A 25,846-nucleotide genomic window follows, 5' to 3' on the forward strand; every position below is an offset into this window, starting at 1 on the left:
GCGAGACCTGGCTGTGAGCACCCGGGTCGGCGCATCCGGATCAGCGCAGTGAGATGCCGAGGATCGCTTCGAGATCGTCGATCGCTTGCGCGGCCGACGTGACCTTGATCGTCTGCATGCCCATTGCTTTGGCTGGCTTCAAGTTGATACCGAGGTCGTCGAGGAACACGCAGGCGCTCGGCGTGGCGTCGACGAGGTCGCAGGCGATCTCGTAGAAGCGCGCCTCGGGCTTGCGGACGCCGACCTTGCTCGACTCGACGACGTGGTGGAACTTGGCCATCACCGTGGCCACGTCGGGTCGTCGTTGCGTTGCGGTGTCGTCGGACACCACGTTGTTGGTCAGGCACGCCGTGCGGTAACCGGCGTCGATGACCCGGTCGAGCGCGAGTTCCATCTCGGGGCGTACGGCGCCGGACAGCAGTGCGAGCACGTCTCGTCCGGGAACGCGATGCCCGAGCGCCTCGGATTCGGTGGCGAACAACTCATCGAAGGCATCGGGGCCGACGTCGTTGCGTTCGAGTCGAGCCCACGCGTTCGTGTCGGGATCGTGGCTGTTGACCGTTCGGATGAAGTCGATCGGAAGGCCGTGATCGGCTTCGTAGGTGTTGAAGGCTTCGAACGGGCTCGTGAGGATCACTCCGCCGAAATCCCAGAGTACGGCATCGATCCGCTGTGACGTCATGTCGAGGGACTCTACGAAACGACAGCTGTCGGTTCGCGATCGCGAGCGAGTTCGTCGACCTCGTGCGCCGTGTGTCGTCGAACGCCATCGTGGGTATCGGTGTACTCGAGCGTTTCAGCGCTTACCATCAGACATGAGCAGACATGAGTCCGGCCCGTGCGCTTCGCAGGTCCGAGACGCGGCGGCTGGAACACACGGTTCCGGCGCCGAGCAATTCAGGAACGAGAAACCAAAACATGAGTACCAGAGACGGACTACGTCACGTCGTGGTCGATGGCTCGAATATCGCCACCGAAGGTCGGTCGATGCCGAGCTTGCACCAACTCCAAGAAGCCGTGATGAGCTTCATGGAGGAGCATCCCGACACCGCGGTCACGGTGGTGGTCGACGCCACGTTCGGCCATCGCATCGACAAGAAAGAAGCCAAGGAATTCGAAGAGGGCATCGCCAACAATGAGCTGGTCGCACCGCCTGCCGGTGCGGTCGGCCGCGGTGACGCGTTCGTGCTCGGCATCGCTGACAAGTCGGGCGCTTCGATTCTGTCGAACGACAGCTTCCAGGAATTCCACGCCGAGTACGAGTGGCTCTTCGACGAAGGTCGACTCATCGGTGGCAAGCCCGTCCCACACGTCGGTTGGGTGTGGGTCGACCGGCTACCGGTTCGCGGGCCGGTGAGTCGCAAGGCAACCGGCGGACGAGCTGGTCGGGGCGGCCGCTCGCGATCGAAGGGCGAGTCGTCGGTGCGAACGGGCAGCAAGGAAGCGTCCGGTCCGATGCCGGTGCCGACGTCGCCGCCACCGTCGGCCAAGCAGGCCGCTGCGTCGTCGTCGGGAACGTCCGCCAGCACGTCATCGTCCACGCCGTCATCTGCCAAGAAGTCGGCGTCGAGGCGTCGGGGGTCCCAGCGGGGTAACGCCGACGAGACGACGTCCGAGTCGGACGTGGCGACGTCCGGGAGCGACGCGGCATCCCGCGACGCCGGTCGATCCGCTGAGCGTCGAGGTCAGCGCTCGACGCCGACGGGGCAGGACCCGGTGAACGAGCTGATGCCATTCCTCGATTTCGTCGAGAAGCATCAGCCGGGCGCTGCGGTGCAAGCGGTCGTCGAGTCCTACTCGTCACACGGTGCCTACGTGGCGCTCGGCGGCGACGTTCGTGGCTACGTGCCGCTGCGCCTGATGGCCGAGCCTGCCCCGCGCAGTGCCAAGCAGGTCATGAAGGTCGACGACACGGTCGACCTCGTGGTGGTGAGCTTCGCGCCCATGCGCCGCAGCATCGACCTCGCCGTGCCCGAGTTGGCCGAGGCTGCCATCGCAGCGGCACAGGAGGAAGACCTCGACGAGGCCGGTGCGACCAAGAAGACGGCGGCGAAGAAGACCGCGGTCAAGAAGACGGCCGCGAAGAAGACGGCGGTCAAGAAGACGGCCGTGAAGAAGACCGCGGTCAAGAAGACGGCGGCGAAGAAGACCGCGGTCAAGAAGACGGCCGCGAAGAAGACCGCGGTCAAGAAGACGACAGCGAAGAAGGCGGCGGTCAAGAAGACGGCCACGACGACACCGGCGAAGACAACCAGGCCGGCGAAGAAGACGGCCGCGAAGAAGACGGCTGCGAAGAAGACGGCCGCGAAGAAGACGGCTGCGAAGAAGACGGCCGCGAAGAAGACAGACGCCGAGCAGAGCGTCGCCAAGCAGACGGCTGCGACGACGACAGCAAACACCAAGACGCCGGCGAGGAAGACCGCGGACAAGAAGACGGCGGCGGCGACGTCCGCCACGACGCGACGGTCGACTCGCCGCACGCCGAAGCGGCCGACGAAGGAGAACTGAGTGCGCATCGTCACCTGGAACGTCAACTCGCTGCGGGCTCGCCAGGAGCGAGTCGAAGCCTGGCTGTCGGAGGTCCGACCCGACGTCGTGCTGATGCAAGAGACCAAGCTCGCCGACGACGCGTTCCCGACGCTCGCGTTCGAGTCGCTCGGCTACAGCTGCGCACATCACGGCCAGGGCCAGTGGAACGGCGTCGCGATCCTGTCGAGAGTCGGACTCGACGACGTCGTCGCCAACTTCGCTGGTGACGGTGAGCCGGACCCCGACGCCCGGATCATCACGGCCACGTGCGGCGGCGTTCGCGTCAGCAGTGTGTACGTCCCGAACGGGCGCTCGCTGGACGACGATCACTACACCTACAAGCTCTGGTGGCTGGGCCGCCTGATCGAGCACCTCGATGCCGACACGTCACCCGACCAGGCGGTCGTGGTCGGAGGCGACTACAACATCGCCCCCGACGATCGAGACGTTCACGACCCGAAGGTCCTCGTGGGCGCGACCCATGGCAGCGAGCCCGAACGGCAGCGCCTCGTGGAGCTCGAGCACTGGGGTCTCACCGATGTGTTTCGCCAGATGCACTCCGATGACCGCATGTTCTCGTGGTGGGACTACCGAGGCGGCGACTTCCACCAGGGCCGTGGCATGCGTATCGACCTGCTGATGTGCTCGGCGTCCGTTGCGGAGCGCGCGACCTGGAGCGCCATCGATCGCAACGCTCGCAAAGGCAAGTCACCGAGCGACCACGCTCCCGTGATGGTCGACCTCGACGATTGACGATCGTTCAGGATTCGAGCACGGCGAGAATCTGTGGCCCGAGACGTCGTGCCGTGATGAGGCCCATCGACGTCGATGCGGCCAGTTCGTCGACCGAGGTCGGCTTCGACCGAGCGATCGCGGCGAGATCTCGGTCGCTCACGAGCTGCGGTGGCAAGACGTCGGCGCGGCGAGCGGCATCGTTGCGCCAGGACCGCAACGCTGCGAGCGGCGACACTTCGCGTTGGCGGCGGATCAGCTCCAGCGGTGGCGGCAGTGCTTCGGGTTCGTCGAGGTCGAGGTCGGCGATGAACGGGCTCACCTTGCGCTCGTAGCCGCCGCGTCGTTCGGCGCGGCTGAGAACGAGGACGTCGCTGGCGCGGGTGACGGCGACGTAGAGCAGCCGCGCCTCCTCCGCGCGCGTCTCGGCGGTCGTCGCCGAACGGTGAGGTACGAGCCCGGTCTCGATGCCGGTGACGTAGACCGTGTGCCACTCTCGGCCTTTGGCTGCGTGGTACGTCAACAACTCGACTCCGTCGGTCGTGGCGTCGTCGAACGGGTTGGTGATGGCGATCCATGCGCGCAGGTCGGCGCCATCGCCTCGCGGCCGGTCGCGCAAGAACTCCAACACCGCACCGGCGACGCGTCGTGACGCTTCGACCTCGGCGAGCACCGTCGCCGCCTCGGCGACATCGGCAGGGGAGACGCGAGACCGCATCGACGGGCGGTGCGTCGACGTTCCCGCCGCTGCTGCCCGCGACCCGGAGTCGAGCGCCGCTGCCAGCGCGTCCTTTCGAGCCGATGCCGCATGGAGCGCGTCGAGGTCGTCGAGTGCGTCGTGGGCCCAAACCCGCAACGCCGACGGCGACGACAGGTCGGTGGCGCGGCGGATCGCTGTCTCGAGGGGTGTACCGCGTGCATCGGAACGACGTCGCACGCCAACACCCGTGTCGGCGAGCGCGGTCTCGAACACACGCAACTGAGCGTTGGTCCGCGCCAGGATGGCAACCTGTCCGGAACGCACGAGGTTCGGGTCGGCCCGCACGATGCGTTGGGCGACTCGGGCGGCTTCGTCGGCCTCGTCTGCTGCGACCACGATTGCCGGGAGGACCCCGTCGTGGCGCCGTGATCGAACGTCGGGAGCAGGTCCCAGCGTGGACAGCGCGTGGGCACCGGTCTGCACGATCTGCGGCGTGCACCGATGGTTGACCGGTAGGCGAACGATCTCGATGCCCGCGAACTCCTGCTCCACGTCGACCAGGAGGCGAGGATCGGCGCCGTTGAACCCGAAGATCGCCTGCGACGGGTCGCCGACGAGGAACAAGTCGTCGCGTCCCGTTCGCAGCATCTGAACGAGGCGGTGTTGGACGGGGTTGAGGTCTTGCGCCTCATCGACGAGGACGTGACGGAATCGCCAGCGCAACGAGTCGGCGAACATCGAGTCGTGACGAGCCTCGGCGAGCACGTTGAGCAGGACGTCGTCGAAGTCGATGATGCCACGCTGACGTTTGATCTGGTCGTAGGCGGCGAACGCAGCAGCGGCTTGCTCGACGTCGCCGACCGGACGCCGCCCGGCCCGACGAGCCGCAGACGCGTACTCGCTGCTCCCGATGGCGCGAGCCATCGCCCACTCGATCTCGGCGACCGCGGATTCGAGGTCTCGTCGCGAACGGTTCGGGGAGTCGGCGAGTGCATCTCGCAGCAACCGACGTCGGTCGGGGACGATGATGCGCGCCGACCGATCGGTATCTGCCCACCGCTGTTTGAGAACGCTGAGCATCACCGAGTGGAACGTGCCCGCTTCGATGTGATCGCGTATGCCCAGCGATCGGAGTCGCCGACGGAGTTCACCAGCGGCCTCTCGCGTGAACGTCAGGACGAGCGTGTGGCGAGCGTCGGCGGTGCCGGTTGCGATCCGATAGGCGACACGCCGCGTGAGCACCCGCGTCTTGCCCGATCCGGCTCCAGCGATCACGGCGACGAGCGTCGACGCAGCGGTCACCGCGGCCCGCTGATCGGGATCGAGATCCGCGATCAGTTCGTCGGCGTCCACGGCGCTCATGTTAGGACCGCCGTGTCCGGGCTGGTGTCCGGGCTGGCGTCGACGGAGCGCAGTACCTTGTGACCATGCCGTATCCGCGTCGGTTGCTGAACGACCACGAGGAGGTTGCCGTCGATCTCCATCCACACTGGTGGTACTACGCCAAGGCCGTGTCGGGTGTCGTGGCGGCGGTGGGGCTGGCGGTCGCGACGCTGGTGCTCACCGAACCCGAGACGGCGCCGCGACTGGTCCTCGGTTGGGTATCGCTGGTCGCGTTGCTGGCGTCGATCGTCTGGCTGGTCGGACGCTACGCGAAATGGGCGACGACGAACATCGTGCTGACCAGCCATCGGCTCATCTATCGGGTGGGTGTCGTCGCCAAGCGCGGTGTCGAGATTCCGTTGGAGCGAGTCAACACGGTGCACTTCAGCCAGAGCATCTTCGAGCGGCTCCTCGGCGCCGGCGACCTGGTGATCGAGTCAGGAGGCGAAGACGGCCAGCAGCGTTTCACCGACGTGCGCCGCCCCGACCGTCTCCAACGACAGCTTCACGCGCAAATGGAGCTCAACCAACAGCGCCGGTTCTCGGCTGTCGCCGGCTCGATCGGCAGTGGCGACGTCGCGACGCAACTGGAGAAGCTCGAAGGCTTGCTCGAGCGGGGGACCCTCAGCCGCGAAGAGTTCGACGCCCACAAGGCACGGTTGCTCGGACGATGAAGCGCATCGTCAGCCTGGTGCCATCGAGCACGGAGACACTGTTGGACCTCGAGGCCGAGGTGATTGCCTGCACCCGCTTCTGCGAGCAACCGCAGCTTCGTGACGTGGGCGGGACGAAGAACCCCGACATCGACGCGATCGTCGCACTGGCGCCTGATCTCGTCGTGTTGGATCGCGAGGAGAATCGCATCGAAGATCACGACGCGCTCGTGGCGGCCGGCCTCGACGTGTTCGTCAGCGACGTGCGCGACGTCGAGGCCGGCGTACGCGTCGTGAGCGAGTTGGCGACGGTGGCGGGCGTGGTGCCGTCGACGAGTCTCGGCGGGCGAGACGCGGCTCCGCTGGTCGCTGTCGACCGTCGCCGAACGGCGTTCGTTCCGATCTGGCGTCGACCGTGGATGTCCATCTCGCCGGAGACCTACGGCGCGTCCGTGCTGTCGGCGATCGGCATCGACGTGGTGACCTTCGGTGAACCGGGACCGGACGGACCCACCTACCCGACGGTCGAACTCGCCGAGGTGGCGACGCGTGCACCCGACCTCGTGCTCGTGCCGAGCGAGCCCTACGAGTTCTCGGAGGTGCACGTGCAGGAACTGCGTGACGCATGCGCGTCGTCTCGTGTCGTGCGTATCGACGGCCAAGACCTGTTCTGGTGGGGGAGCCGGACGCTGCCCGCCATCACTCGTCTGCGGCGAGTGATCGGGCCCCAGCGGCCGGCTTGACCCGCCAGCCGTCGGTCAACGCTCCGGGACGGGTGATCGCGACGAGACAGCCACCGAAACCTCCACCGGTCATCCGCGCCCCGAACACTCCGTCGGCCGCCTGGAGTCGAGCGACCTCGGCGTCCATGACGTCGGTCGACGTCGCGAAATCGTCGCGCAGGCTGGCGTGCCCCTCGTCGAGAAGTCGACCGATCTCGGGATAGTCGGCTCGCTCCAGCGCCTCTGCGAAGCTGCGGACCCGCTGGTTCTCGCTGACGACGTGACGCGCTCGCCGATGGATCACCTGGTCGTCGATGCGCTCGACGTCGTCGAGGGTGGCGTCGCGGAGCGGGCCGATGATCGCCTCGGCCGCTGTGCACTCTGCAACACGGTCCGCGTACGCGGAGCCGTGCAAGGTCCGATGAGTGACGAAGCGCACGACGATGTCGATGTCGCTGGGAACCGGCACGTGCTCGACCGTCTCGCTGCGGCAGTCGATCAGCGTCGCATGTCCCGCCCTGGCCGAGGCGATGCACAGTTGGTCCATGACCCCGGTCGGCACGCCGGTCGCAGCGTGCTCGGCCCGTCGAGCGGCGCGAGCGAGTTCGAGCGGGTCGCCGTCGAAGCCGAGCGCGAGCGCGACGACGCACATCAGCGCCGCGCTCGACGACAGCCCGGCGCCTGCGGGAATCGTCGACGTCAGATGACCGTCGAACCCGCGTGTGACGCCCAGTTCGCGAGCGATGCCGGCCAGGAACGATCCCCACCTCGGTTCGACGGACGCCGGGTCGCCGGAAAACGGCAGTGCGAAGCCGACCTCGCCGTCCTCGTCGGACGACGTCGCACGGATCGCTCCATCGATGCGGTGGCCGGTGAGCGTCGTGCCTCGGTCGATCGCCATCGGAAACGCGAGACCGCCCGTGTAATCGGTGTGCTCACCGATCAGGTTGACTCGACCGGGCGCGTGAGCGCGGAGTTCATCGACGTCTGACACTGCGAGCAACGTAGCGCTTCGCCGATGCCGCCGGATGGGCACGACGACACATGTCGACGGTCGTGCGCTTTCTGCCGAAGGCGGGTCCTCTGGCAAGATCGCTGCATGCCACGAGCCGCGCTGTCATCGGGAATCGAGATCGAGTACGAGGCGTACGGGAATCCCGATGACCCGACCCTGCTCGTCGTGAGCGGCTACACCTCGCAGATGCTCGGCTGGGACGCCGGGCTCGTCGAGCTCCTCGCGGCGCAAGGGCTGCACGTCGTGCGCTTCGACAACCGTGACGTCGGGTTGTCGACCAAGCTCGATGGTGAGGCGGTTGCGCCGATGAAGGTGCTGCGAGCGGTGCTCGACGGCGAGCCGGTCCCGCCGGTGCCCTACACGCTGTCGGAGATGGCCGCCGACGCAGTCGGCCTCCTCGATCACCTCGGAGTCGACCGAGCCCACATCGCCGGTGTGTCGATGGGCGGCATGATCGTGCAGACCATGGCGATCGAACACCCGGAGCGGATCGCAAGTCTCACGTCGATCATGTCGAGCATCGGTGATCAACGCGTCGGCAAGCCGACCGACGAGGCTCGTCAGGCGTTGCTGGCGCCGCCGCCGAGTGAGCGGGCGGCCTACATCGAGGCTGCGCTCCGAGCACAGGTGTGGGCATCGCGTCGCTACTTCGACGGAGAGGCCGTGCAGACTCGTGCCGCCGCCGAGTTCGACCGTTGCTTCTACCCGCAGGGTGCGACGCGTCAGCTCGCGGCGATCTACGCGAGCGGGGACCGCAGCGAGAAACTGGCACGGCTCGACGTCCCCACGCTCGTGATTCACGGTCGAGACGACACCTTGATCACGCCCAGCGGCGGAGAGCGAACCGCTGAACTCGTTCCTGGCTCGCGCTACCTGTTGCTGAGCGACATGGGCCACGACATGCCCCGGCCGCTGTGGCCGGTGTTCGCCGAGTCGATCGGCGGCCACACGCGCATCGTCGCGACGACCTGACTCATCTCGGGTCCAACGGGCCCGGCTCGAACACCCATCCACTCGTACACCCTCGACAACCAGGAGCACCTCATGCCAGGACCACTGCACGGAAAGCGCATCATCGAAATCGCCGGAATCGGCCCCGGACCGTTCGCGGCCATGCTGCTGTCGGATCTCGGAGCCGAAGTGGTTCGCGTCGAGCGCGCCGGTGCGGTTCGGGGCCCGGCGCCAGATCAGCCGCACGGTGACGTGTCGCTTCGGGGCCGCCGGAACGTCGCAATCGACCTGAAGCATCCCGACGGTGCCGCTGCGCTCCTCGACCTGGTCGAATCCGCCGATGCACTGATCGAGGGCTTCCGGCCCGGCGTGATGGAGCGTCTCGGCGTCGGCCCCGATGTCTGCCTCGAGCGCAACCCACGGCTCGTGTTCGGTCGGATGACCGGATGGGGCCAGACCGGGCCGTACGCGCAGGCAGCTGGGCACGACATCAACTACATCTCGCTGGCGGGTGCGCTCGCTCACTTCGGACGCAAAGACGGCCCGCCGACTCCGCCGCTCAACATGGTCGGCGACTTCGGCGGCGGTGGCATGTTCCTCGCGCTCGGCGTGGTCGCCGCGATGCTCGAAGCAGCCGGTAGCGGCCAGGGCCAGGTCGTCGACACCGCGATGGTGGACGGTTCGGCGGTCCTGATGACGATGTTCTGGTCGTTCCGTGCCTCGGGGATGTTCGACGAGAATCGCCGCGGCACGAACCTGCTCGACACCGGCGCTCACTTCTACGACGTGTACGAGTGCAGCGACGGCAACTACATCTCGATCGGTTCGATCGAACCGCAGTTCTACGCCGAGTTGCGGCGTCTCACCGGCCTCGCCGACGACGAACAGTTCGACAAGCAGATGGACCAGACCCAGTGGGGTCCGCTCAAGGAGCGCCTCACCGAGTTGTTCCTCACCAAGACCCGCACCGAGTGGTGCGAACTCATGGAACACACCGACGTCTGCTTCGCCCCGGTACTCACGATGAGCGAGGCGGCGCATCATCCGCACAACGTCGAACGCGAGACGTTCATCGAACTCGGTGGCGTCACCCAGCCCGCGCCGGCCCCACGGTTCAGCCGCACCGAGGCCAGCGTCGACGTGCTGCCGGCATGGCCGGGTCAGCACACCCGAGACGTGTTCGCCGAGTGGGGAGTCGCTGGCGACCGGTTGAGTGAACTCATCGAGAACGGAGCGATCAAGCAGGCGGAGTGAGAACCCGCCCGGGGCGGCAGACTGAGGCGATGTCCACGCTGGTCTGCCTGCACGCGCACCCCGACGACGAGGCGATCTCGACGGGCGGCACCATGGCACGAGCTGCGGCCGAAGGCCACCGAGTGGTGCTGGTGGTCGCAACCGACGGCGCCCATGGGGAGCTCCCCGACGACCTCGCGGCCGGCGAGACGCTCGTGGATCGTCGTCGGGCCGAGACGGAACGGTCTGGCGAGGTGCTGGGCGCCGCCCGGATCGTGTGGCTCGGCTACGGCGACTCCGGCATGACCGGTTGGGAGCAGAACGCGGAGCCCGGCTCGTTCCACCAGGCCGACGTCGAAGACGCTGCAGAGCGACTGGCGGCCGTGCTGCGCGAAGAGTCGGCCGACGTGTTGACGATCTACGACTGGCACGGCACCTACGGGCACCCCGACCACGTCAAGGTGCACGCGGTCGGTCGGCGCGCCGGCGAGCTGGTTCCTGGAGTGCGGGTGCTCGAGGCGACCGCCAACCGTGACGCGATGGTCGAGATGATCGCCGCCGCGGTCGAATCCGGCGTCGAGATGGGATCGCCCGACCCTGACGACGACCGCAGTTTCGATCCGTCCGCTCCAGCCGACGACGGCAATCCGTTCGGCGAGCCGGAGTCGGTCATCACGCTCTGCGTCGATGTCCACGCGTTCGTTCCTCAGAAGCGTGCAGCGATCGCGGCGCATCGCAGCCAGATCACCGATTCGTCGTTCTTCATGGAGATGCCCGACGAGGCCTTCGCGGCAGCGTTCGGGCGTGAGTGGTTCATCGAACACGACGCCTCGCCGCCGTATCGAGTCGGCTGGATCTTCGACGAGGTCAGTGCGACGCAGGTGGCGCCATGACCGTCGTGCACCTGGTTCGTCACGGGCGAGCGACCGCAGGGTGGGACACCGATCCGGATCCGGGGCTCGACGACCTCGGCCGACAGCAGGCGATCGCCGTTGCCGATCGGCTGGCCGAATCGGGCCCGCTCGTCGCGGTGACCTCTCCGCTGCGTCGCTGCCGCGAGACGGCCCAGGCCTACCTCGATCGAACCGGGGCGTCTGATGTGCTCGTCGCCGATGCGGTTGCCGAGATCCCGTCTCCCGACGGCTACGAGATGTCTGAGCGCGTCGACTGGCTTCGCTCGGCGATGCGTGGCTCTTGGGGCGATCTCGACGAGGACTATCGAACGTTCCGCGATGGCGTGGTCGCGTTCGTTCGTTCGCAGGCGAACGACGCCGTGGTCTTCTCCCACTTCGTCGCGATCAACGCAGTGATCGGCGCGTGTCTCGACGACGACCGTCTCGTGATCCGCAGTCTCGACAACTGTTCGGTCACCTCCGTCGAGGTGACCGCCGAGGGGCTCGTGTTGCTGTCGGGCGGCGCCGAAGCCGACACGCTCATCCGTTGACGCGACGGCGATGATGCGTCGAACGCTCCGACCGGGTTGTGGCCGGGTCCACGCCGGACCTTGGTCGGTCGTGCATGATGACGTCATGCAACGGCGACGTGGTGGAGCGATCATCGTTCTGGTCCTTCTGGTCGCAGCGTGCGCGTCCGGATCCGACGAGACCGAGAGCACGCTGCCCGACATCACGCTGGTCACGACCACGACCACGACCACGATCCCGGTGTTCGAACCGTCGCCGACTGCCCCGACGACGACCACCACCACGACGACCACGACGACCACGACGACCACCACCACGACGACCGCTCCCGACCCGACGACGACGGTGCCGGTCGACTTCTCCCTCGCGCTGGACGGGCTCGGGGCGGCGGCGTTCGGCGCGGATCCCGACGGAGTGATCGGCTTCATCAGTTCCTTCGTGGGCCCACCGACGGCCGATACCGGCTACATCGACCCGTTCGAACTGGGTGCCTGCGGAGGGACGCAGGTCCGACAGGTGAGTTGGGGGTCGCTGCTCCTCGAGTTCGGGGACGCGTCGAACGTGGCGTTCGAGCGGCTGCACTTCTACGCGTACCGGTACGGCACCGAGGACCCTGCTGGGCTCGCCGACGGGACCCCCGTCGGCTTGACCACCCCCGAAGGAATCGGCGTCGGTTCGACGGTCGCCGAATTGCTCGCTGCGTACCCCGACGCCCAGTTCATCGAGCGCGACGAGTTCATCGCCGACACCTTCATCGTCAACGACAATCTGCGCGGCCAACTGACCGGCCTCACCGACCTCGACAACGTCACCGTCATCGTCGGCGGAGTGCCCTGCGAGGGTTGAGCCTCGACGAGCCAACGATGGAGACCTTGTACCGAGCCCACGAGATCGCGGCGTGGTTCCTGATCGTCTCGAATGCCGTGGTCGGTGCCTGGGCGCTCGCAGCGCAGTACGTGCCCGCGTTGCGTCATCGGCTGCTGTGGTACACGACCGGGGTCGCGCAGGTCTCCACGATCGTCGTCGCGGTGATCGGGGCGCTGATCGTCAACGAGGGCGTCGAACTCGAAGCCTTCCACGCGCTCTATGGCTTCAGCACGATCTTCGCCGTCGCGATCCTGTACAGCTATCGCAACAGCCCGTTCATCGCCGACAAGCTGCACCTGCTCTACGGCTGCGGCGGCCTGTTCATCGCTGGCCTGGGGATTCGGGCACTTTTTCTCGACGGGAGCGCCGCTCTCGATTCGTCCGCTGTGCTCGACGCGTTCGACACCGCCGTCGCGCTGCTGATCAGCTGACCGCGGTCGGGAGGCGCGTCGGATCCCAGTTCAGTTCGATCAGTCCGCGCTCGCACGCGAACCGATCGGTCATGCCGGCCACATACGCCACCGCAGCAGTGACGGCTTCCTGCGAGCCGGCGTCGACCAACTCGACCGGTACATCGGGGCCGAGCACGGCGCGAGCGGTGGCTGCGGGGATCGCGTGCGGTCGGTCGGCGTAGTGCTCGACGAGCGCTCGCAGGAGCGCGATCACCGACTCGGCCTGGCGATTGCTCGCCGGTCGGAGATACACGTGCTCGTAGTTGAACGAGCGAAACGCTGCGAGTGCCTCGGCGATGTCGGGCGTCATTCCGATCCGGCCCGTCTGCAGCGTCGCCGTGATCATCGCCCGGACGAAGGTCCCGAGTTGGCTCGACCGATCGCGCCCACACCGTTCGGCCACCAGATCCGGGAGCATGTCGGCCGTGACGATGCCCGCTGCCACGGCATCCTCGAAGTCGTGGCAGACGTAGGCGATCCGATCGGCCCACGAGACGACCTCGCCTTCGGGCGTGCTCGGCGCCGGAAGGCTCCACGAATGGTTACGGATGCCGTCGAGCGTCTCGGCGCACAAGTTCAGCGGCTGCAGCGTGACGTCGGCGCCCCACGGTGCGTGATCGAAGCCGTTGGGGAGAAACGGAGACAGCGCATCTTCGCTGGCATGGCCACCCGGTCCGTGGCCGCAGTCGTGGCCGATCGCCATCGCCTCCGCGAGCGGCACATTGAGGCTCAGGGCCTGAGCGACCGATCGGGCGACTTGGGCGACTTCGAGCGCATGGGTCATCCGGTTGCGTTGATGGTCTCCCGGAAAGACGAAGACCTGCGTCTTGCCGGCCAGGCGCCGAAAGGCGGTGTCGTGCAGGATCCGATCACGGTCGCGTTCGAAACAGGTGCGATACGGGTCCGGTTCCTCCTCCACGGCCCGATTGCCGGCTCCCGACGCCTTCGTGGCCGCCGAGGCGAGAACGAGCTGCTCTCGTTCTTCTCGAACCTCACGCGTGAGCACGAGTGCCTCCCCGACGACGGCGTGCGAATCGGCGTGAGCGACGACGATCTCGTCGTCACCGTGACCGGCCATCGTCGACGCCCAACGCTCGGCGCGGGCAGCGGCATCGTCGTCGAACGGGAGGTCGTCCATACGAGCACGATAGAGGCGAGTGAGGCGTCGGCGGGGGGAGCGGCGCGAGTGGTGGAGCTCGCGACTGGGGCAGACCTCCACGGCGCCGGAGGGCGACGCCGTTACGCTGGGAGCGTGTCCCAGTTCGTCGACGAATGCCAGCTCAACGTCAAGGGCGGTGACGGCGGAGCCGGGTGCATCAGTTTTCGTCGTGAGGGCCCCGAGACGATGGGCGGACCCAACGGCGGTGACGGAGGCAACGGTGGCGACATCTGGCTGATCGCCGACCACAACGTCGCGTCGCTCCTCGCGTTCCGCGACCATCCGCACCGTCGTGCCGAGCGCGGTATCCACGGCAAGGGCAAAGACCAGCACGGTCGCCGAGGCGAATCGCTCGAGATCAAGGTGCCCATCGGCACGAAAGCGAGCGATCTCTACACCGGGGAGGTCCTCGCGGAATTGAACAACCAGGGAGATCGTTGGCTCGCGGCTGCTGGCGGCCGAGGGGGACGCGGTAACGCCAAGTTCTTGTCGAACAAGCGCCGCGCCCCCAGTTTCGCCGAACAGGGCGAGCACGGCGAGGAGCGCTGGCTGAAGCTCGAGCTCCGTCTGATGGCAGATGTCGCACTCGTCGGTTTCCCCAACGTCGGCAAGTCGACCCTGATCAGTGTGATCTCTGCTGCCAAGCCCAAGATCGCCAATTATCCGTTCACCACGCTCGAGCCGAACCTCGGCGTGGTGCGCGTCGACGACACCACCGAGTTCGTCGTCGCCGACATCCCCGGACTGATCGAGGGCGCGAGCGAGGGTCGCGGCCTCGGTCATCAGTTCTTGCGTCACGTCGAGCGAGCTCGGGTGCTGTGCCTGATGATCGACCTGGCGCCCGTCGACGGCGTCTGGCCGAACGAGCAGGAACGCATCCTGCTGCAGGAGTTGGGGGCGTACCAGCCCGATCTCCTCGAGCGCCCCCGGATCGTGGTGGGCACCAAAGCCGACATGGTGCAGCCTGGAGACCTCGAGGTCATGGAGTGGGAGGGCGACATGGTGTCGGCGATCACCGGCCAGGGCGTCAACGACCTCGTCGGCAAGATGGCCAGCCTCGTCCACGATGCTCGCCAAGCCACCGAATACCAGGATGGCGTGATCGTGATTCGTCCCGAGGCGAGCGGTGCCATCGTCGAACGACTGGACGACAACGAGTTCCGTCTCGTCGGCCGTGACGTCGAGCGCGTCGTGGCGCTCAACGACGTCACGACGCCCGAGGCGCTCGCGTACATCGACCACCGCCTCGAGCGGCTCGGGGTTCCGAAGCTGCTGACCAAGGCGGGGGCCAAAGAAGGCGACGTGATCTGGATCGGCGAGTTCAGTTTCGATTACGTGCCGTCGGTCTGAGCGCACAGGAATCCTGACGAGATGAGAATCGTGGCCAAGATCGGCACCGCGTCGATCACCGATGAAGCAGGGCGGATCAATCGCGACGCCATCGCGCGGCTCGCCGACGAGATCGCGTCGTTGCGGGCGCAGGGCGACGAGGTCATCGTCGTGTCGTCGGGCGCCGTCGCCGCTGGCGTGGCCACGCTCGATCTACCGGGGCGCCCGGCCGACATGCAGACGCTGCAAGCGGTATCGGCCGTCGGCCAGAGTCGCCTCGTCGAGGTCTACAACGCCGAGTTCGATCGGCACGGACTCATCGGAGCTCAGCTCCTCGTCGACTCCCTCGACTTCGTGGCGCGCACGCAGTATCTCCACTTGCGTACCACGCTCGGGCGTCTGCTCGAGCTGGGCTGCGTGCCGATCGTGAACGAGAACGACGCGATCGCCAACGACGAACTCCGCTACGGAGACAACGATCGGATCGCCGCCCTGATCGCGAACAGCGTCGCCGCCGATGTACTGGTCCTGCTCACCGACATGGACGGCGTGTTCACCGCCGACCCTCGACGCGACGCATCGGCGACGCTGATTCCGTACGTGCGAGCCGACGATCCGCTGTTGTCGATCGACGCCGATGGTGGAGGCAGCGGTCGGGGAAGCGGCGGGATGGCCTCGAAGCTGGTGGCGGCGCGGATGGCGTCGTGGTCCGGCGTCCGTTCGGTCATCGCCCGAGCTGCGCGTCGTGGCGTGCTCGCCGGCGCCGCGTCCGACGAACTCGTCGGGACGACCTTCGAGGCGCATCGAACGGTGCTGTCGGCACGCAAGCTCTGGATCGCGTTCGCGGCCGAGGTCGCTGGCACGGTAGTCGTCGATGCTGGCGCTCGGCAGGCGCTCACCAACCACCCGAACAGCCTGCTCCCGGCGGGGGTCACCTCGGTGGTCGGCGCGTTCGACATCGGACAGGTCGTCGATCTCGCCGATCCCGACGGTGCGGTCTTCGCCCGCGGGATCGCCTCGGTGACAGCTGAGCGGCTCGGTACTGTGCTCGGACGCCACACGCGTGACCTCCCAGCCGGGATGGTGCACGAAGTCGTGCACCGCGACGATCTCGTGGTGCTCGACCGCCCGGCGCCAGGCTGACCGCGGCGCCGGCGTCAGCCTTCGGTCGGCTGCGCCGCTGAGTCGCCCGCTTCGGCAGTGATCGCCGGAGCGTCGAGGCCGAGCTCGGCGCGCAGCTCCGACAGTCGGCTCTGCGCAGCGACGTTGGCCGTGGCCTGCTCGATCTCGAGCACCCGGCTCTCGACGGTCACCTCGTTGAGCTCCGACTTGGCTTTGGCCTTGGCGTAGCGGGCCTCGATCTTCTCCTGCACCTCGTTGAACGTGGGCACGTCGGCGCCCACCGTCTCGGTGAGCTGCGACATCGCGTTGTTCATCTCCTCCTGCATGTTCGCCTGGTCGAGCTGGCTGAGCAGCTTCGACTTCTCGGCGATCTTCTCTTGCAGCAAACGGGAGTTCTGCTGGACGGCGGCCTTGGCCTGGTCGGAGGCCTGGGTCGACTCGAGCACCATTGCCTTGAGGCTCTCGACGTCGGCTTCGAGCGACACCAGCTTGTCGGCGATCGTCTCGGCGGCCTGGGTGTACTGCGCAGCCTTGTCGGCGTCGCCGGCCTTTTGCGCGTCGCTGGCCATGATCAGTGCTTGGCGAGCGTTGGCGTTCAGGTTGCCGAGCTCTTCCATCTTCTTGTTGAGACGGATTTCGGCCTGCTTCTGATTGGCGATCACGTTCGCCGCCTGCTCCTTGAGCGTACGGTGCTGCGTCTTGGCCTGGTCGATGGCCTGTTCGAGTTGCACCTTCGGATCGGCGTTCTCCTCGAACCGTCCCGTCAGTTTGGCAATCAGGTAGTTCCACCGCTTCTTCAAGTACTTGAACATGGGCGACAGACTACTCGGCCGGTGATTGCTGCGGACGGGAGAAGCGCTGACGGAGGGCGGTGAGTTCGCCGGCGCCCATCGCGAGGAGGAGTCCGCCGTACACGACGACGCCGACCACGGTGCCCACGCCCAGTCGCACGACGGCGTCGATCCCGTCGTTGCCACCGACGTTGCGGGTGACGAACCAGACGGATTCGCCCATCAGCGCTGCCGCCACGATCATCTTCCAGATACTGGCGAGTACCTCGGCGACCGAGAAGCCCGGCACCTTGTAGCTGAGGATCTGCAGGACCCACAGGCCGGCGACGACGTATGCGATGGCAAATGACGCACCGAGGCCGAGCACGCCGTAGCTGCCGACCAGGACGAACGCGAGCACGATGTTCATCGCGTTCTCGACCACGTTGACGACGAACGCCGTGCGTGTGTCCTGGTGCGCGTAAAAAGCGCGCAGGACGAAGAGGTACACGCTGAACGCGCCGAGGCCGAGTGCGAATCCCGCCAGGGCTCGAGATGCCGCCTCCACACCCTCGTCACCGAACTCGCCGTTGCCGAACAGGAGGCTGATCAACGGCTGGCGGAGGACGAACAAGCCGACGCCGGCCGGGATCGTCAGCAACGCCGTCATCCGGATGCCGAGCGACGCAGATCGGATGAACGCCGGCTTGTCACCGCGTGCGACCGCTCGCGACATCTCGGGCTGGAACGTCGTCGCGATCGACACGCCCAGGAGTCCGTGGGGGAGCATGAAGAAGGTGAACCCGATCAGGTACGCGAACGCGTTGGACGAGCCGGGCTCGGTGAGGTTGCGGATGACCGTGAGGGCGACGACGTTCGCGGCGACGAACCCGACCGTCCACATCGAGAGCGTCAGCAACTTCTTCACCGCAGGATGCCGGAGATTCCAGGTGAATTTCGGTCGGAGTCCGGCGCTGTACGCGGCGGGGAGCAATGTCAGTGCCATCACCGCGATGCCAGCCGTTGCACCGAAGCCGAGCGTGAGTCGCAGGCGGGTGTCGGACAGCACGTCCTCGAGTGGCCAGCCGTCGGGGCCAGGCGTCGATGGGAGCGAGAGCAGCGACGCGATGATGATGAGATTGGGCAGAATCGGGCTCCACGCCGCAGCGAAGAACCGTCGGCGGCTGTTGAGAAAGGCGTTCGCGACGCCGGTGAGTCCGTAGAAGAGGATCTGGATGAGGAAGATCCGGGCCAGCGTCGTGCCGACGTTGCGGAACATTCCGGGGTCGACGTCGTCGGCTACGTCGATCGAGAACAGCCCGAAGATCAGCGGGGCCGCCGCGACGGCGACGATCGTGACGAGGGTGATGAGCACCGTGGCCGTGGTGACGACGACGTTGCGCGCTTCGTCGTCGCGCTTCTCGTCGAAGCTCGTGAACAGCGGCACCAGGGTCGCCGACAGCACGCCACCCACGAGCAACTCGTAGACGATGTTCGGCGACTCGTTGGCGAGGACGTAGGCGTCGGCGAGCGCGGTGTCACCGAGGACGGCGCCGAGGACGATCAGCCGGACGAGACCGGAGACTCTCGACAGCGCGGTTCCGGTGGCGACGACCAGGTTGCTCTTGAGCAACGTGCTCATGGGGCGGGACTCCGTGGCGCCCGCCGTGTCACGAACGGCCGGTTTCGTCGATCGCCAGGCGTAGCGCCTCCAGCTCGACGACGAGATGATCGACATCGTGCTCGTAGGCGTCGGTGTCGCCTGCGCCGATCGAGATCTCGGCGGCTCGGGAGACCAGTTCGTCGAGGCGGGTCTGGGAGAGGCGGAGTCGGTTCGACGCCTTCACGGCCTGTTCCTGCAGCCGTTCGGTGCTCAGGATCTGCGCTCGGACCGACTCGATCGCCGCGTCGAGTTCCCGGGCCGCGGCTGGCTCGCTGGATTGGCGCCCCTCCAACATCTCCAGTTTCGATCGAAGCGCCGGCGGATCGAGGCGACGAACGGCGGCGTCGATCTGATCACCGCGCTGGGCGATGCGGTACGTCTCATCGAGACCGTGGGCGAGTCTGTCGGCGACGCCGACGAGGCGATCGCGCAACGGTCCGTCGTGGGTCTCACCGACGACCTCGCGCAGTCTGCCGGCGGCTCGCTGCGCCCCCTGCACGTATTGTCGCCAGGGCTCGCCGACGGAGAACGGGTCGATCCGGTTGCCGGGTCGATCGATGAGCGCCGCGATCGCGACCAGAGCGACGTAGGTGCCGGCACCGATCGCGACAGCGACGACCCAGCCGACGCCGAGTGCTGCGAGCCCTGCTCCCGCGAGAACGCCCGCGAGGACCCGCCACGACAACAGTGCTCGTGAGGTCCCGGTCGTTCGGAGCTGGTTCGCGATCCCCATCTGCGCAGGCACGCTAGTTCGTCGGAACGCTACCGTTCGGCCTTCGGTCGGCCGCCCGCAACGCCGGGCGCGGCCCGCTCATCGGTCGAACGGCGATGATGCCGGCGCGCTGGGTGAGGAGGGCGGGACGAGGTCGACTTCGGTGAGGGTGGTGAGCTGCTCGTCCGTGAGCTCGAACCCGTTGCCGGCCCCGGCAGCCTCGCCGGCCTCGGCAGGCTCGCCGGCCTCGGCAGCCTCGGCGATCTCGGCGAGGCGGACCGCGTGGTGACCGACTGCCGCCTCGAACACGTTGCGGACGAAGCGTCCGTTGCCGAAGCCTCGACCCCGTGGTTCCGCGTCGATGATGTCGCGCAGTTTCGCCTCGCCACCGTCGTCGAGGTGATAGCGCTTCGACTCGGAGATCAACGAGAAGATGCCGACGAGTTCGTCGGTGTCGTAGTCGGGGAAGTGGATGGTCTTGGTGAACCGACTCTGCAGACCCGGGTTGGAGTCGATGAGCTCCTGCATCTCGGCGGGATAGCCCGCTGCGACCACCGACAGGTCGTCTCGATGGTCTTCCATGAACTTCACGATCGTGTCGACTGCTTCGAGCCCGAAGTCGTTCTCGCCCCCACGAGCCAGCGCATAGGCCTCGTCGATGAGCAGGGTGCCACCGAGTGCCGAGTCGAGCACCTTGCGTGTCTGGGTGGCGGTCTGGCCGACGAAGCCGGCGACGAGACCGGAGCGATCGGTCTCGACCAGGTGGCCCTTCGTCACGACGCCGAGCGTGCGGAAGATCTGCGACAGCAAGCGAGCGACGGTGGTCTTGCCGGTGCCGGGGTTGCCACTGAAAACGAGGTGTTTCGACGTTTCGATCGTCGGCAAGTCCCGTTCGGCGCGGATTGCTTGGATACGCAACAGCGACGTGAGCCGACGGACTTCGGCCTTGACCTCTGCCAACCCGATCAGCGCGTCGAGTTCAGCGAGGAGTTCGTCGATCGGGCGCTGGGGCGGGAGCTCCACGTCGGGTTCGGTCGCCGGAGTCGCTGCGCCCGTCGCCTCGGTCCGAGCTGCTGGCACCGCAGGGTCGGGCTGGCCGGGGCGCGGCACGGACTGTTCGTCCATGGCGCGCAGGAGCATCGTGCGGAACTGGTCGATCGCCACGATCTCGGCGGGCGACGGCATCATGTCGAGCGCGGCGGTTGCATGCGCGAGCGCCATCGCCGCTTCGTAGTACCGGTGTGACCGGCGCTCTCGGTCGCGGGCGTCGGCGCGCAGCACCAGGTCGAACATCGTGCTCGGCGAGGTCAGCCACTCCTTGCGACCGCCGAAGGTGTCGTCGTCGCGCAGCGTCTGGGGCGTCACGATCATCGGCGGATCGAGCTTCGTGCCGATCGCACCCACCCACGCCGCCAGTTCGGCGGCACTGTGGCGACCATCGGCGTCGACGAACGCGGCGACGAGGTTCGATGCTTCGATCACGCACTCCGAGCGGTGGTCTCGTCCTCCCGACAACGCGTCGAGCGTGTCGGACATGACCTCGATGAAGTCGCCTGCTCGATCCTGGAAGGCTTCGCCCATGGCCGGATCGTACTGCTCGGCGCTGCTCCGTCTTCGGTCTTCGATCACACGTGTCAGACTGGCCCGGTACGCCGGTCGGGCGACGAGAACGGAAACGAGAGTCGTGGTGGTGACGAGGTCGGCGACGGTGACATGGGGATCTCGATGAGTGGCGGATCATCGACCGTCGACGCCTGGGAAGCGCCGGGGCCGGGAACGTGGACGCTCGACACCGCGCACTTCGAACCCAGCGTCTCGCGCCCTGTCCGCGACGTGATGGAAGCCGCCATGAGCATCGGGCTCACCCAGGGCTTCGAGCTCGCGGGCGCACCGCTTCGTCGGCTCGACGCACGATTCGTGCACGGGCACATGTACACGCGGATGGTGCCGCTGTTCGGCGCCGGCCGAGACCTGCCGCCGCCGCCGGCTCGGGTCGTCTGGCTCGTCACCCGGCTGCATCCCGAATTCCGTCGTCGGGCGCGACGATCGGTCGACGCCCTTGCGAGTCGGTACTGGATGGACGAGTTGGCTCGCTGGGAGCGGGAATGGAAGCCGAAGCTGCGAGCGACCAATCGCCGGCTCGGCGACGTGCCGGTCGGCGCGCTGTCGGCCCGCGAGTTGGGGCGTCACCTCGCGTCCGTGCTCGATCACGTCAACGAGTCGCACGTGCTCCACTTCCGTCTGCACACGAGCGACCTCGCACCGATCGCGCAGCTGCTGCTCAAGGCGCGCGAACTCGACCTCGACGAAGCCGCGGTCATGTCGACGCTGGCGGGCGCCTCGCCGGCGACGAGCGCTCCTGCGGTCGCCGCCGCCGCGATCGCCGTCGAGATCGAAGCCGCGCAAGCGTCGCCTGCGTCGCTCGACGAGATCCGAGCCGTGAGCGACCGAGCCGCGGCGTTGCTCGACGAGTATCTCGCCGAGTTCGGCAATCGGATCTCGACCGGCTACGACCTCCGAGATCGCACGCTCGCGGAGATTCCGGAGGTCATCGTCACCACGATCGTCGCCGCAGACACCTCGGCCGATCGCGCCGATGCCGCCGAAAGTCGTGGAGCGGCAGCACTCGACGGTCTGCTCGCCGGGGTCCCCGAGACCGAACGCGCCGAGGTCGTGAGCCTGGTCGAGGATGCTCGAGCGTTGTACGGCCTTCGCGACGAGAACGGCCCGCTCACCGTCCAGTGGCCGCTCGGGGTCCTGCGCAAGGCCTTGCTCGAGGCAGCCCGGCGACTCCTCGACGCGGGCCGAATCCACGAGGTCGAGCACGTCTTCGACGCCTCGATCGAGGAGACGGTCGCGATGCTCGACGGGGCGGACGTGCCGAGCGCTGACGACCTGGCCGAACGATGCGCTGCACGTCGACGTCTCGCCGACCTCGACCCTCCGACCGTGCTCGGGCCGCCGGCCGTCGATCCTCCGATCGAGGTCCTGCCCGGCGAGATGGGTCGGATGATGCGCGGCGTGATGCTGGTGATGGAGTTGCTCGAGCGTGAGGACCACGTCACGGTCGATGTCGCTCGGTCCACGGGCTTGTCCGGAGTCGGGATCGGCCAACGCGCCGTGCGCGGCGTCGCCAGAGTGGTCGCCGACGCGAACGAAGCATTCGATCGCGTCGAACCGGGTGACATCATCGTCACCCGCTTGACCGTGCCGACGTTCAACTCCGTCCTGGCGATGGCGGGCGGAGTCGTCACGCTCGGTGGAGGCCTGCTCAGCCACACCGCCGTGATCGCTCGGGAACTGGGGATACCCGCGATCGTGGGCGTCCCCGGCGCACTGACCGAGATCCCCGACGGTTCCGAGATCGAGATCGATCCGGTCGCGGGAACGGTGACCGTCGTCGGCGACGGCTGAGCGACGAGCCGGTCGTCGGCGTCAGTCTCGGGCGCTGGTTCGCCCGGCGAAGGCGATGAAGCGGTCGACGGCACTCGCTGCGTCGGTCGGACGTGCCGAGGCGAAACGACCCGGCGCGCGCAGCATTGCCTCCATCGGCTGCATCGACACGAGTGCGGCGGAGGCCGATGCTTCGTCGATGCCGTGGTCGATCCCGGTCGCGTCCGCGATGTCCCATGCGTGCGTGACGGCGTCGTTGGCCATGATCCCGACGGACGCGTCGAGTGACCTCCCCGAATGCGACGGTGTCGAGACCCCACACGATGTGGCCGACGACATGCTTGGTGGCCGGCGACATGCTTGGCCGTCCGCCCCCGCAACACGACTCCTGGTCCCACCCACCGGCGGGCACTCGCACGGCGTCGCTGCGCAACATGGACGCGCCCTTGACGAAGTTCTGCAGGTTCTCGCTCATCTCCGAAACGCAGACGTTCGTGTGTCGACGGTCGTCATGTCGTGTCGACCGGCGACCGTCACATGATCCGATTCCCTGGTTCCGCGTACCGAGCGGTAAGTTCGCAGCCATATGACGACGACTCCTGACGCACCGATCTCGCCCTGGGATGCCGAGCCGCGCTTCGAGAGTGTGCAGCAGGTTCGTGACGCTCTGCGTGACGTGCAGTACCTCGCCGACGACGGCATCGCTGGCATCGCGTATCTCGCCGACCGGTTGCAGAAGCCGATTCTCGTCGAAGGGCCCGCCGGGACGGGCAAGACGCAGCTCGCCAAGTCGATCGCCGAGATCACCGGAGCCAAGTTGATCCGCCTGCAGTGCTACGAGGGACTCGACGAGAGCAAAGCGCTCTACGAGTGGAACTACAAGAAGCAGCTGCTGCGCATCCAGACCGAGAAGGGAGCCGACGAGAGCTCCGAGGACTGGACCGACATCAAGAACGACATCTTCTCCGACGAGTTCTTGCTGACCCGACCATTGCTCGAGGCGATCACCTCTGACGAGCCGGTCGTACTGCTGATCGACGAGGTCGACCGAGTCGAAGTCGAGACCGAAGCGCTGTTGCTCGAGATCCTGTCGGATTACCAGGTGTCGATCCCCGAACTCGGCACGATCTCGGCCAAGCAGATCCCGCTGGTCTTCCTCACGTCGAACAACACGCGTGAACTGTCGGAGGCGCTCAAGCGTCGCTGTCTGTACCTGCACGTCGACTACCCGCAGCTCGAGCGCGAAAAGCAGATCGTGCTGGCCAAGACGCCCGGCATCTCCGAGAGCCTCGCCGACCAGGTGACGCGCATCGTGCGGTCGATCCGCCAACTCGATCTCAAGAAGTCGCCGAGCGTGTCCGAGACGCTCGACTGGGCTCGGACGCTGATGCTGCTCAACATCGACACGATCGACGAGCAGACGGCGAAGGACACGTTGAACATCCTGCTCAAGTACCAGACCGACATCGCCAAGGCCGCGAAGGAACTGTCGGTCGACGAGTGATCGTCGCAGCGCGGCGTCACCCTGCGCCGAGCCACCTCGAATCGAAAGGCCGATGACATGACCGACACTGCAGCACCACGCTCGTCAGGTGGCATGCTCGACCTGCTCAACGGGTTCGTCGTCGAACTCCGCAACGCCGGGCTTCCCGTGTCGTTGACGGAGAACCTCGACGCGATGCAGGCCGTGCAGCACATCCCACTCGAAGACCGAGAGGCGTTCAAGTACGCGCTCGGCGCGACGCTCATCAAGAACCACGCGCACTGGCGCAGTTTCGAGACGGTCTTCGAGGTCTACTTCTCACTCCGCGGACCCGAGTACCGCATCGCCGAAGGTGGCGACGACACCGACATCGACGAACTCTGGCGGGAGATGCAAGAGCTCCAGCAGCAGGGGGAAGGCAAGGGGCAAGGGGGCATGGACTCCCTGACGCCCGAAGAGATCGCCCAGATGCTGATGCAGGCATTGATGAACGGTGATCAGGGAATGATGCGCGCCATGGCGAAGCAGTCGGTACAACGCTTCGCCGGGATGGAGCCGGGCCGGCCGGTCGGCGGCACGTACTACCTGTACCGGACGCTGCGGAATCTCGATCTCGACAACATGCTCGAGAAGATGATGGAGGCGTCGCGCGAGCAGATGGACTCCGAGATGACGCCGCTCGAAGAGCGTCTCGAGAAAGAGGAGTACAGCGACCGCATCGAGAAGTTCAAGGGCGAGATCGAAGCCGAGATACGTCGGCGCCTGGTTGCCGATCGCGGCGCCGAGGCCATGGCGAAGACCCTCCGCAAGCCGTTGCCCGAGGACGTCGAGTTCATGCACGCGTCACGCGAGGAGATGGTGGCGCTCAAGAAGTCGCTCTATCCGCTCACCCGCAAGCTCGCTGCCCGGCTCGCCCGCAAGCGCCGCCACGGCCGCAAGGGCCCGCTCGACTTCCGCAGCACGGTGCGTCACTCGCTCAGCTATGGCGGCGTCCCGGCCGAGCCGAAGTTCAAGTACCCGCGTCCGTCGAAGCCCGAGTTGATCGTCGTTGCCGACATCTCCGGTTCGGTCGCTGCATTCGCTCGCTTCACGCTGATGTTGGTCTACGCGATCCAGAACCAGTTCAGCAAGGTCCGTTCGTTCGTCTTCATCGACGGCATCGACGAGGTGACGGACTACTTCCGGTCGACCGAGGACATCGCGGAGGCGATTCATCGCGTCAACACCGAAGCCGATGTGGTCTGGGTCGATGGTCACTCCGACTACGGCCATGCGTTCGAGGTGTTCTGGCAGCGCTACGGCAAGGACATCAACCCGAAGTCGACGGTGCTGCTGCTCGGTGACGCTCGCAACAACTATCACGCGAGCCAGAGCTGGGTCGTCAAGGAGATCCAGCAGAAAGCGCGTCACGTCTACTGGCTGAACCCAGAGCCGAAGAGCTACTGGAACACCGGCGATTCGATCGTGGGGGAGTACGGCACCTTCACCGACGGTGTCTACGAGTGTCGCAACCTCCGTCAACTCGAAGCGTTCGTCGACCTGCTCGCCTGAGCT

24 protein-coding genes are annotated in these 25,846 nt (G+C 66.8%); 15 read left to right on the top strand and 9 right to left on the bottom strand.

Going from position 1 to position 25,846, the window contains the following annotated elements; genetic code table 11:
* Nucleotides 1-40: 40 nt before the first annotated feature.
* Nucleotides 41-682 (bottom strand): HAD-IA family hydrolase, encoded by a 642-nt coding sequence (locus ACE37B_RS00120; protein ID WP_409921254.1) that lies wholly within the window; start codon nt 680-682, stop codon nt 41-43.
* A gap of 236 nt (nt 683-918) precedes the next feature.
* On the opposite strand from ACE37B_RS00120, the gene ACE37B_RS00125 reads away from it, so the two are divergent.
* A complete protein-coding gene (locus tag ACE37B_RS00125; RefSeq protein WP_409921255.1) occupies nt 919-2,508 on the top strand; it encodes a histone H1-like repetitive region-containing protein in 1,590 nt (529 codons plus the stop codon).
* Complete coding sequence (locus ACE37B_RS00130; RefSeq protein WP_409921256.1) at nt 2,509-3,282, top strand: exodeoxyribonuclease III; 774 nt, start codon at nt 2,509-2,511, stop codon at nt 3,280-3,282.
* Between the two features lie 7 nt (nt 3,283-3,289).
* Here the strand turns inward: ACE37B_RS00130 and ACE37B_RS00135 are convergent, their stop codons facing one another.
* The gene (locus ACE37B_RS00135; protein ID WP_409921257.1) at nt 3,290-5,323 is read right to left on the bottom strand and encodes an ATP-dependent helicase; all 2,034 of its coding nucleotides are present in this window, start codon (nt 5,321-5,323) and stop codon (nt 3,290-3,292) included.
* Nucleotides 5,324-5,388: 65 nt separating this feature from the next.
* On the opposite strand from ACE37B_RS00135, the gene ACE37B_RS00140 reads away from it, so the two are divergent.
* Together ACE37B_RS00140 and ACE37B_RS00145 are read left to right on the top strand one after the other, a co-directional pair.
* Entirely contained in the window at nt 5,389-6,018 is a 630-nt protein-coding gene (locus tag ACE37B_RS00140) for a PH domain-containing protein (RefSeq protein ID WP_409921258.1), read from the top strand.
* Entirely contained in the window at nt 6,015-6,740 is a 726-nt protein-coding gene (locus tag ACE37B_RS00145) for a helical backbone metal receptor (protein ID WP_409921259.1), read from the top strand. Before ACE37B_RS00140 ends, ACE37B_RS00145 begins: the two co-directional genes overlap by 4 nt.
* Here ACE37B_RS00145 and ACE37B_RS00150 read toward each other — a convergent pair.
* Entirely contained in the window at nt 6,697-7,713 is a 1,017-nt protein-coding gene (locus ACE37B_RS00150; RefSeq protein WP_409921260.1) for a galactokinase, read from the bottom strand. The genes ACE37B_RS00145 and ACE37B_RS00150 overlap by 44 nt on opposite strands.
* A gap of 105 nt (nt 7,714-7,818) precedes the next feature.
* Here ACE37B_RS00150 and ACE37B_RS00155 point away from each other — a divergent pair, with 105 nt between their 5' ends.
* The 6 genes from ACE37B_RS00155 to ACE37B_RS00180 all read left to right on the top strand — a co-directional run bounded on the left by ACE37B_RS00155 (nt 7,819) and on the right by ACE37B_RS00180 (nt 12,640).
* Nucleotides 7,819-8,706, top strand: coding sequence for an alpha/beta fold hydrolase (locus ACE37B_RS00155; protein ID WP_409921261.1), 888 nt, complete (start codon nt 7,819-7,821; stop codon nt 8,704-8,706).
* A gap of 72 nt (nt 8,707-8,778) precedes the next feature.
* Entirely contained in the window at nt 8,779-9,939 is a 1,161-nt protein-coding gene (locus ACE37B_RS00160) for a CaiB/BaiF CoA transferase family protein (RefSeq protein ID WP_409921262.1), read from the top strand.
* A gap of 29 nt (nt 9,940-9,968) precedes the next feature.
* A complete protein-coding gene (locus ACE37B_RS00165) occupies nt 9,969-10,811 on the top strand; it encodes a PIG-L deacetylase family protein (protein ID WP_409921263.1) in 843 nt (280 codons plus the stop codon).
* The gene (locus ACE37B_RS00170; RefSeq protein ID WP_409921264.1) at nt 10,808-11,362 is read left to right on the top strand and encodes a histidine phosphatase family protein; all 555 of its coding nucleotides are present in this window, start codon (nt 10,808-10,810) and stop codon (nt 11,360-11,362) included. Before ACE37B_RS00165 ends, ACE37B_RS00170 begins: the two co-directional genes overlap by 4 nt.
* An 85-nt stretch (nt 11,363-11,447) precedes the next feature.
* On the top strand, nt 11,448-12,188 hold the full coding sequence (locus ACE37B_RS00175) for a hypothetical protein (protein ID WP_409921265.1): 741 nt from the start codon (nt 11,448-11,450) through the stop codon (nt 12,186-12,188).
* Nucleotides 12,189-12,205: 17 nt separating this feature from the next.
* Nucleotides 12,206-12,640, top strand: a complete 435-nt coding sequence (locus tag ACE37B_RS00180; protein ID WP_409921266.1) for a hypothetical protein — start codon at nt 12,206-12,208, stop codon at nt 12,638-12,640.
* On the opposite strand, the gene ACE37B_RS00185 is transcribed toward ACE37B_RS00180, so the two are convergent.
* Entirely contained in the window at nt 12,633-13,739 is a 1,107-nt protein-coding gene (locus tag ACE37B_RS00185) for an HD domain-containing protein (protein WP_409922864.1), read from the bottom strand. The genes ACE37B_RS00180 and ACE37B_RS00185 overlap by 8 nt on opposite strands.
* Nucleotides 13,740-13,913: 174 nt before the next feature.
* Between ACE37B_RS00185 and obgE the strand changes: the two genes are divergently transcribed.
* On the top strand, nt 13,914-15,170 hold the full coding sequence (gene obgE / locus ACE37B_RS00190; protein ID WP_409921267.1) for a GTPase ObgE: 1,257 nt from the start codon (nt 13,914-13,916) through the stop codon (nt 15,168-15,170).
* A 21-nt stretch (nt 15,171-15,191) separates the two neighbouring features.
* Entirely contained in the window at nt 15,192-16,292 is a 1,101-nt protein-coding gene (gene proB, locus ACE37B_RS00195; RefSeq protein WP_409921268.1) for a glutamate 5-kinase, read from the top strand.
* Nucleotides 16,293-16,306: 14 nt separating this feature from the next.
* Here the strand turns inward: proB and ACE37B_RS00200 are convergent, their stop codons facing one another.
* From ACE37B_RS00200 to ACE37B_RS00215, 4 genes are all read right to left on the bottom strand, one after another.
* Nucleotides 16,307-17,083: a PspA/IM30 family protein gene (locus ACE37B_RS00200; protein ID WP_409921269.1), complete on the bottom strand. Its 777-nt coding sequence runs from the start codon at nt 17,081-17,083 to the stop codon at nt 16,307-16,309.
* 10 nt (nt 17,084-17,093) lie between these two features.
* A complete protein-coding gene (gene murJ, locus ACE37B_RS00205; RefSeq protein WP_409921270.1) occupies nt 17,094-18,683 on the bottom strand; it encodes a murein biosynthesis integral membrane protein MurJ in 1,590 nt (529 codons plus the stop codon).
* 28 nt (nt 18,684-18,711) lie between these two features.
* The gene (locus tag ACE37B_RS00210) at nt 18,712-19,437 is read right to left on the bottom strand and encodes a hypothetical protein (protein ID WP_409921271.1); all 726 of its coding nucleotides are present in this window, start codon (nt 19,435-19,437) and stop codon (nt 18,712-18,714) included.
* 78 nt (nt 19,438-19,515) lie between these two features.
* On the bottom strand, nt 19,516-20,997 hold the full coding sequence (locus ACE37B_RS00215; protein WP_409921272.1) for an AAA family ATPase: 1,482 nt from the start codon (nt 20,995-20,997) through the stop codon (nt 19,516-19,518).
* 132 nt (nt 20,998-21,129) lie between these two features.
* Between ACE37B_RS00215 and ACE37B_RS00220 the strand changes: the two genes are divergently transcribed.
* The gene (locus tag ACE37B_RS00220; protein WP_409921273.1) at nt 21,130-22,830 is read left to right on the top strand and encodes a PEP-utilizing enzyme; all 1,701 of its coding nucleotides are present in this window, start codon (nt 21,130-21,132) and stop codon (nt 22,828-22,830) included.
* Nucleotides 22,831-22,851: 21 nt separating this feature from the next.
* On the opposite strand, the gene ACE37B_RS00225 is transcribed toward ACE37B_RS00220, so the two are convergent.
* Complete coding sequence (locus ACE37B_RS00225; protein WP_409921274.1) at nt 22,852-23,073, bottom strand: hypothetical protein; 222 nt, start codon at nt 23,071-23,073, stop codon at nt 22,852-22,854.
* Nucleotides 23,074-23,395: 322 nt separating this feature from the next.
* Here ACE37B_RS00225 and ACE37B_RS00230 point away from each other — a divergent pair, with 322 nt between their 5' ends.
* Together ACE37B_RS00230 and ACE37B_RS00235 are read left to right on the top strand one after the other, a co-directional pair.
* Entirely contained in the window at nt 23,396-24,313 is a 918-nt protein-coding gene (locus ACE37B_RS00230; RefSeq protein WP_409921275.1) for an AAA family ATPase, read from the top strand.
* Nucleotides 24,314-24,370: 57 nt separating this feature from the next.
* Nucleotides 24,371-25,843 (top strand): VWA domain-containing protein, encoded by a 1,473-nt coding sequence (locus ACE37B_RS00235; protein WP_409921276.1) that lies wholly within the window; start codon nt 24,371-24,373, stop codon nt 25,841-25,843.
* Nucleotides 25,844-25,846 lie beyond the last annotated feature (3 nt).

The sequence above is a fragment of the Ilumatobacter sp. genome (genome assembly GCF_046290335.1).
Lineage (GTDB): Bacteria > Actinomycetota > Acidimicrobiia > Acidimicrobiales > Ilumatobacteraceae > Ilumatobacter_A.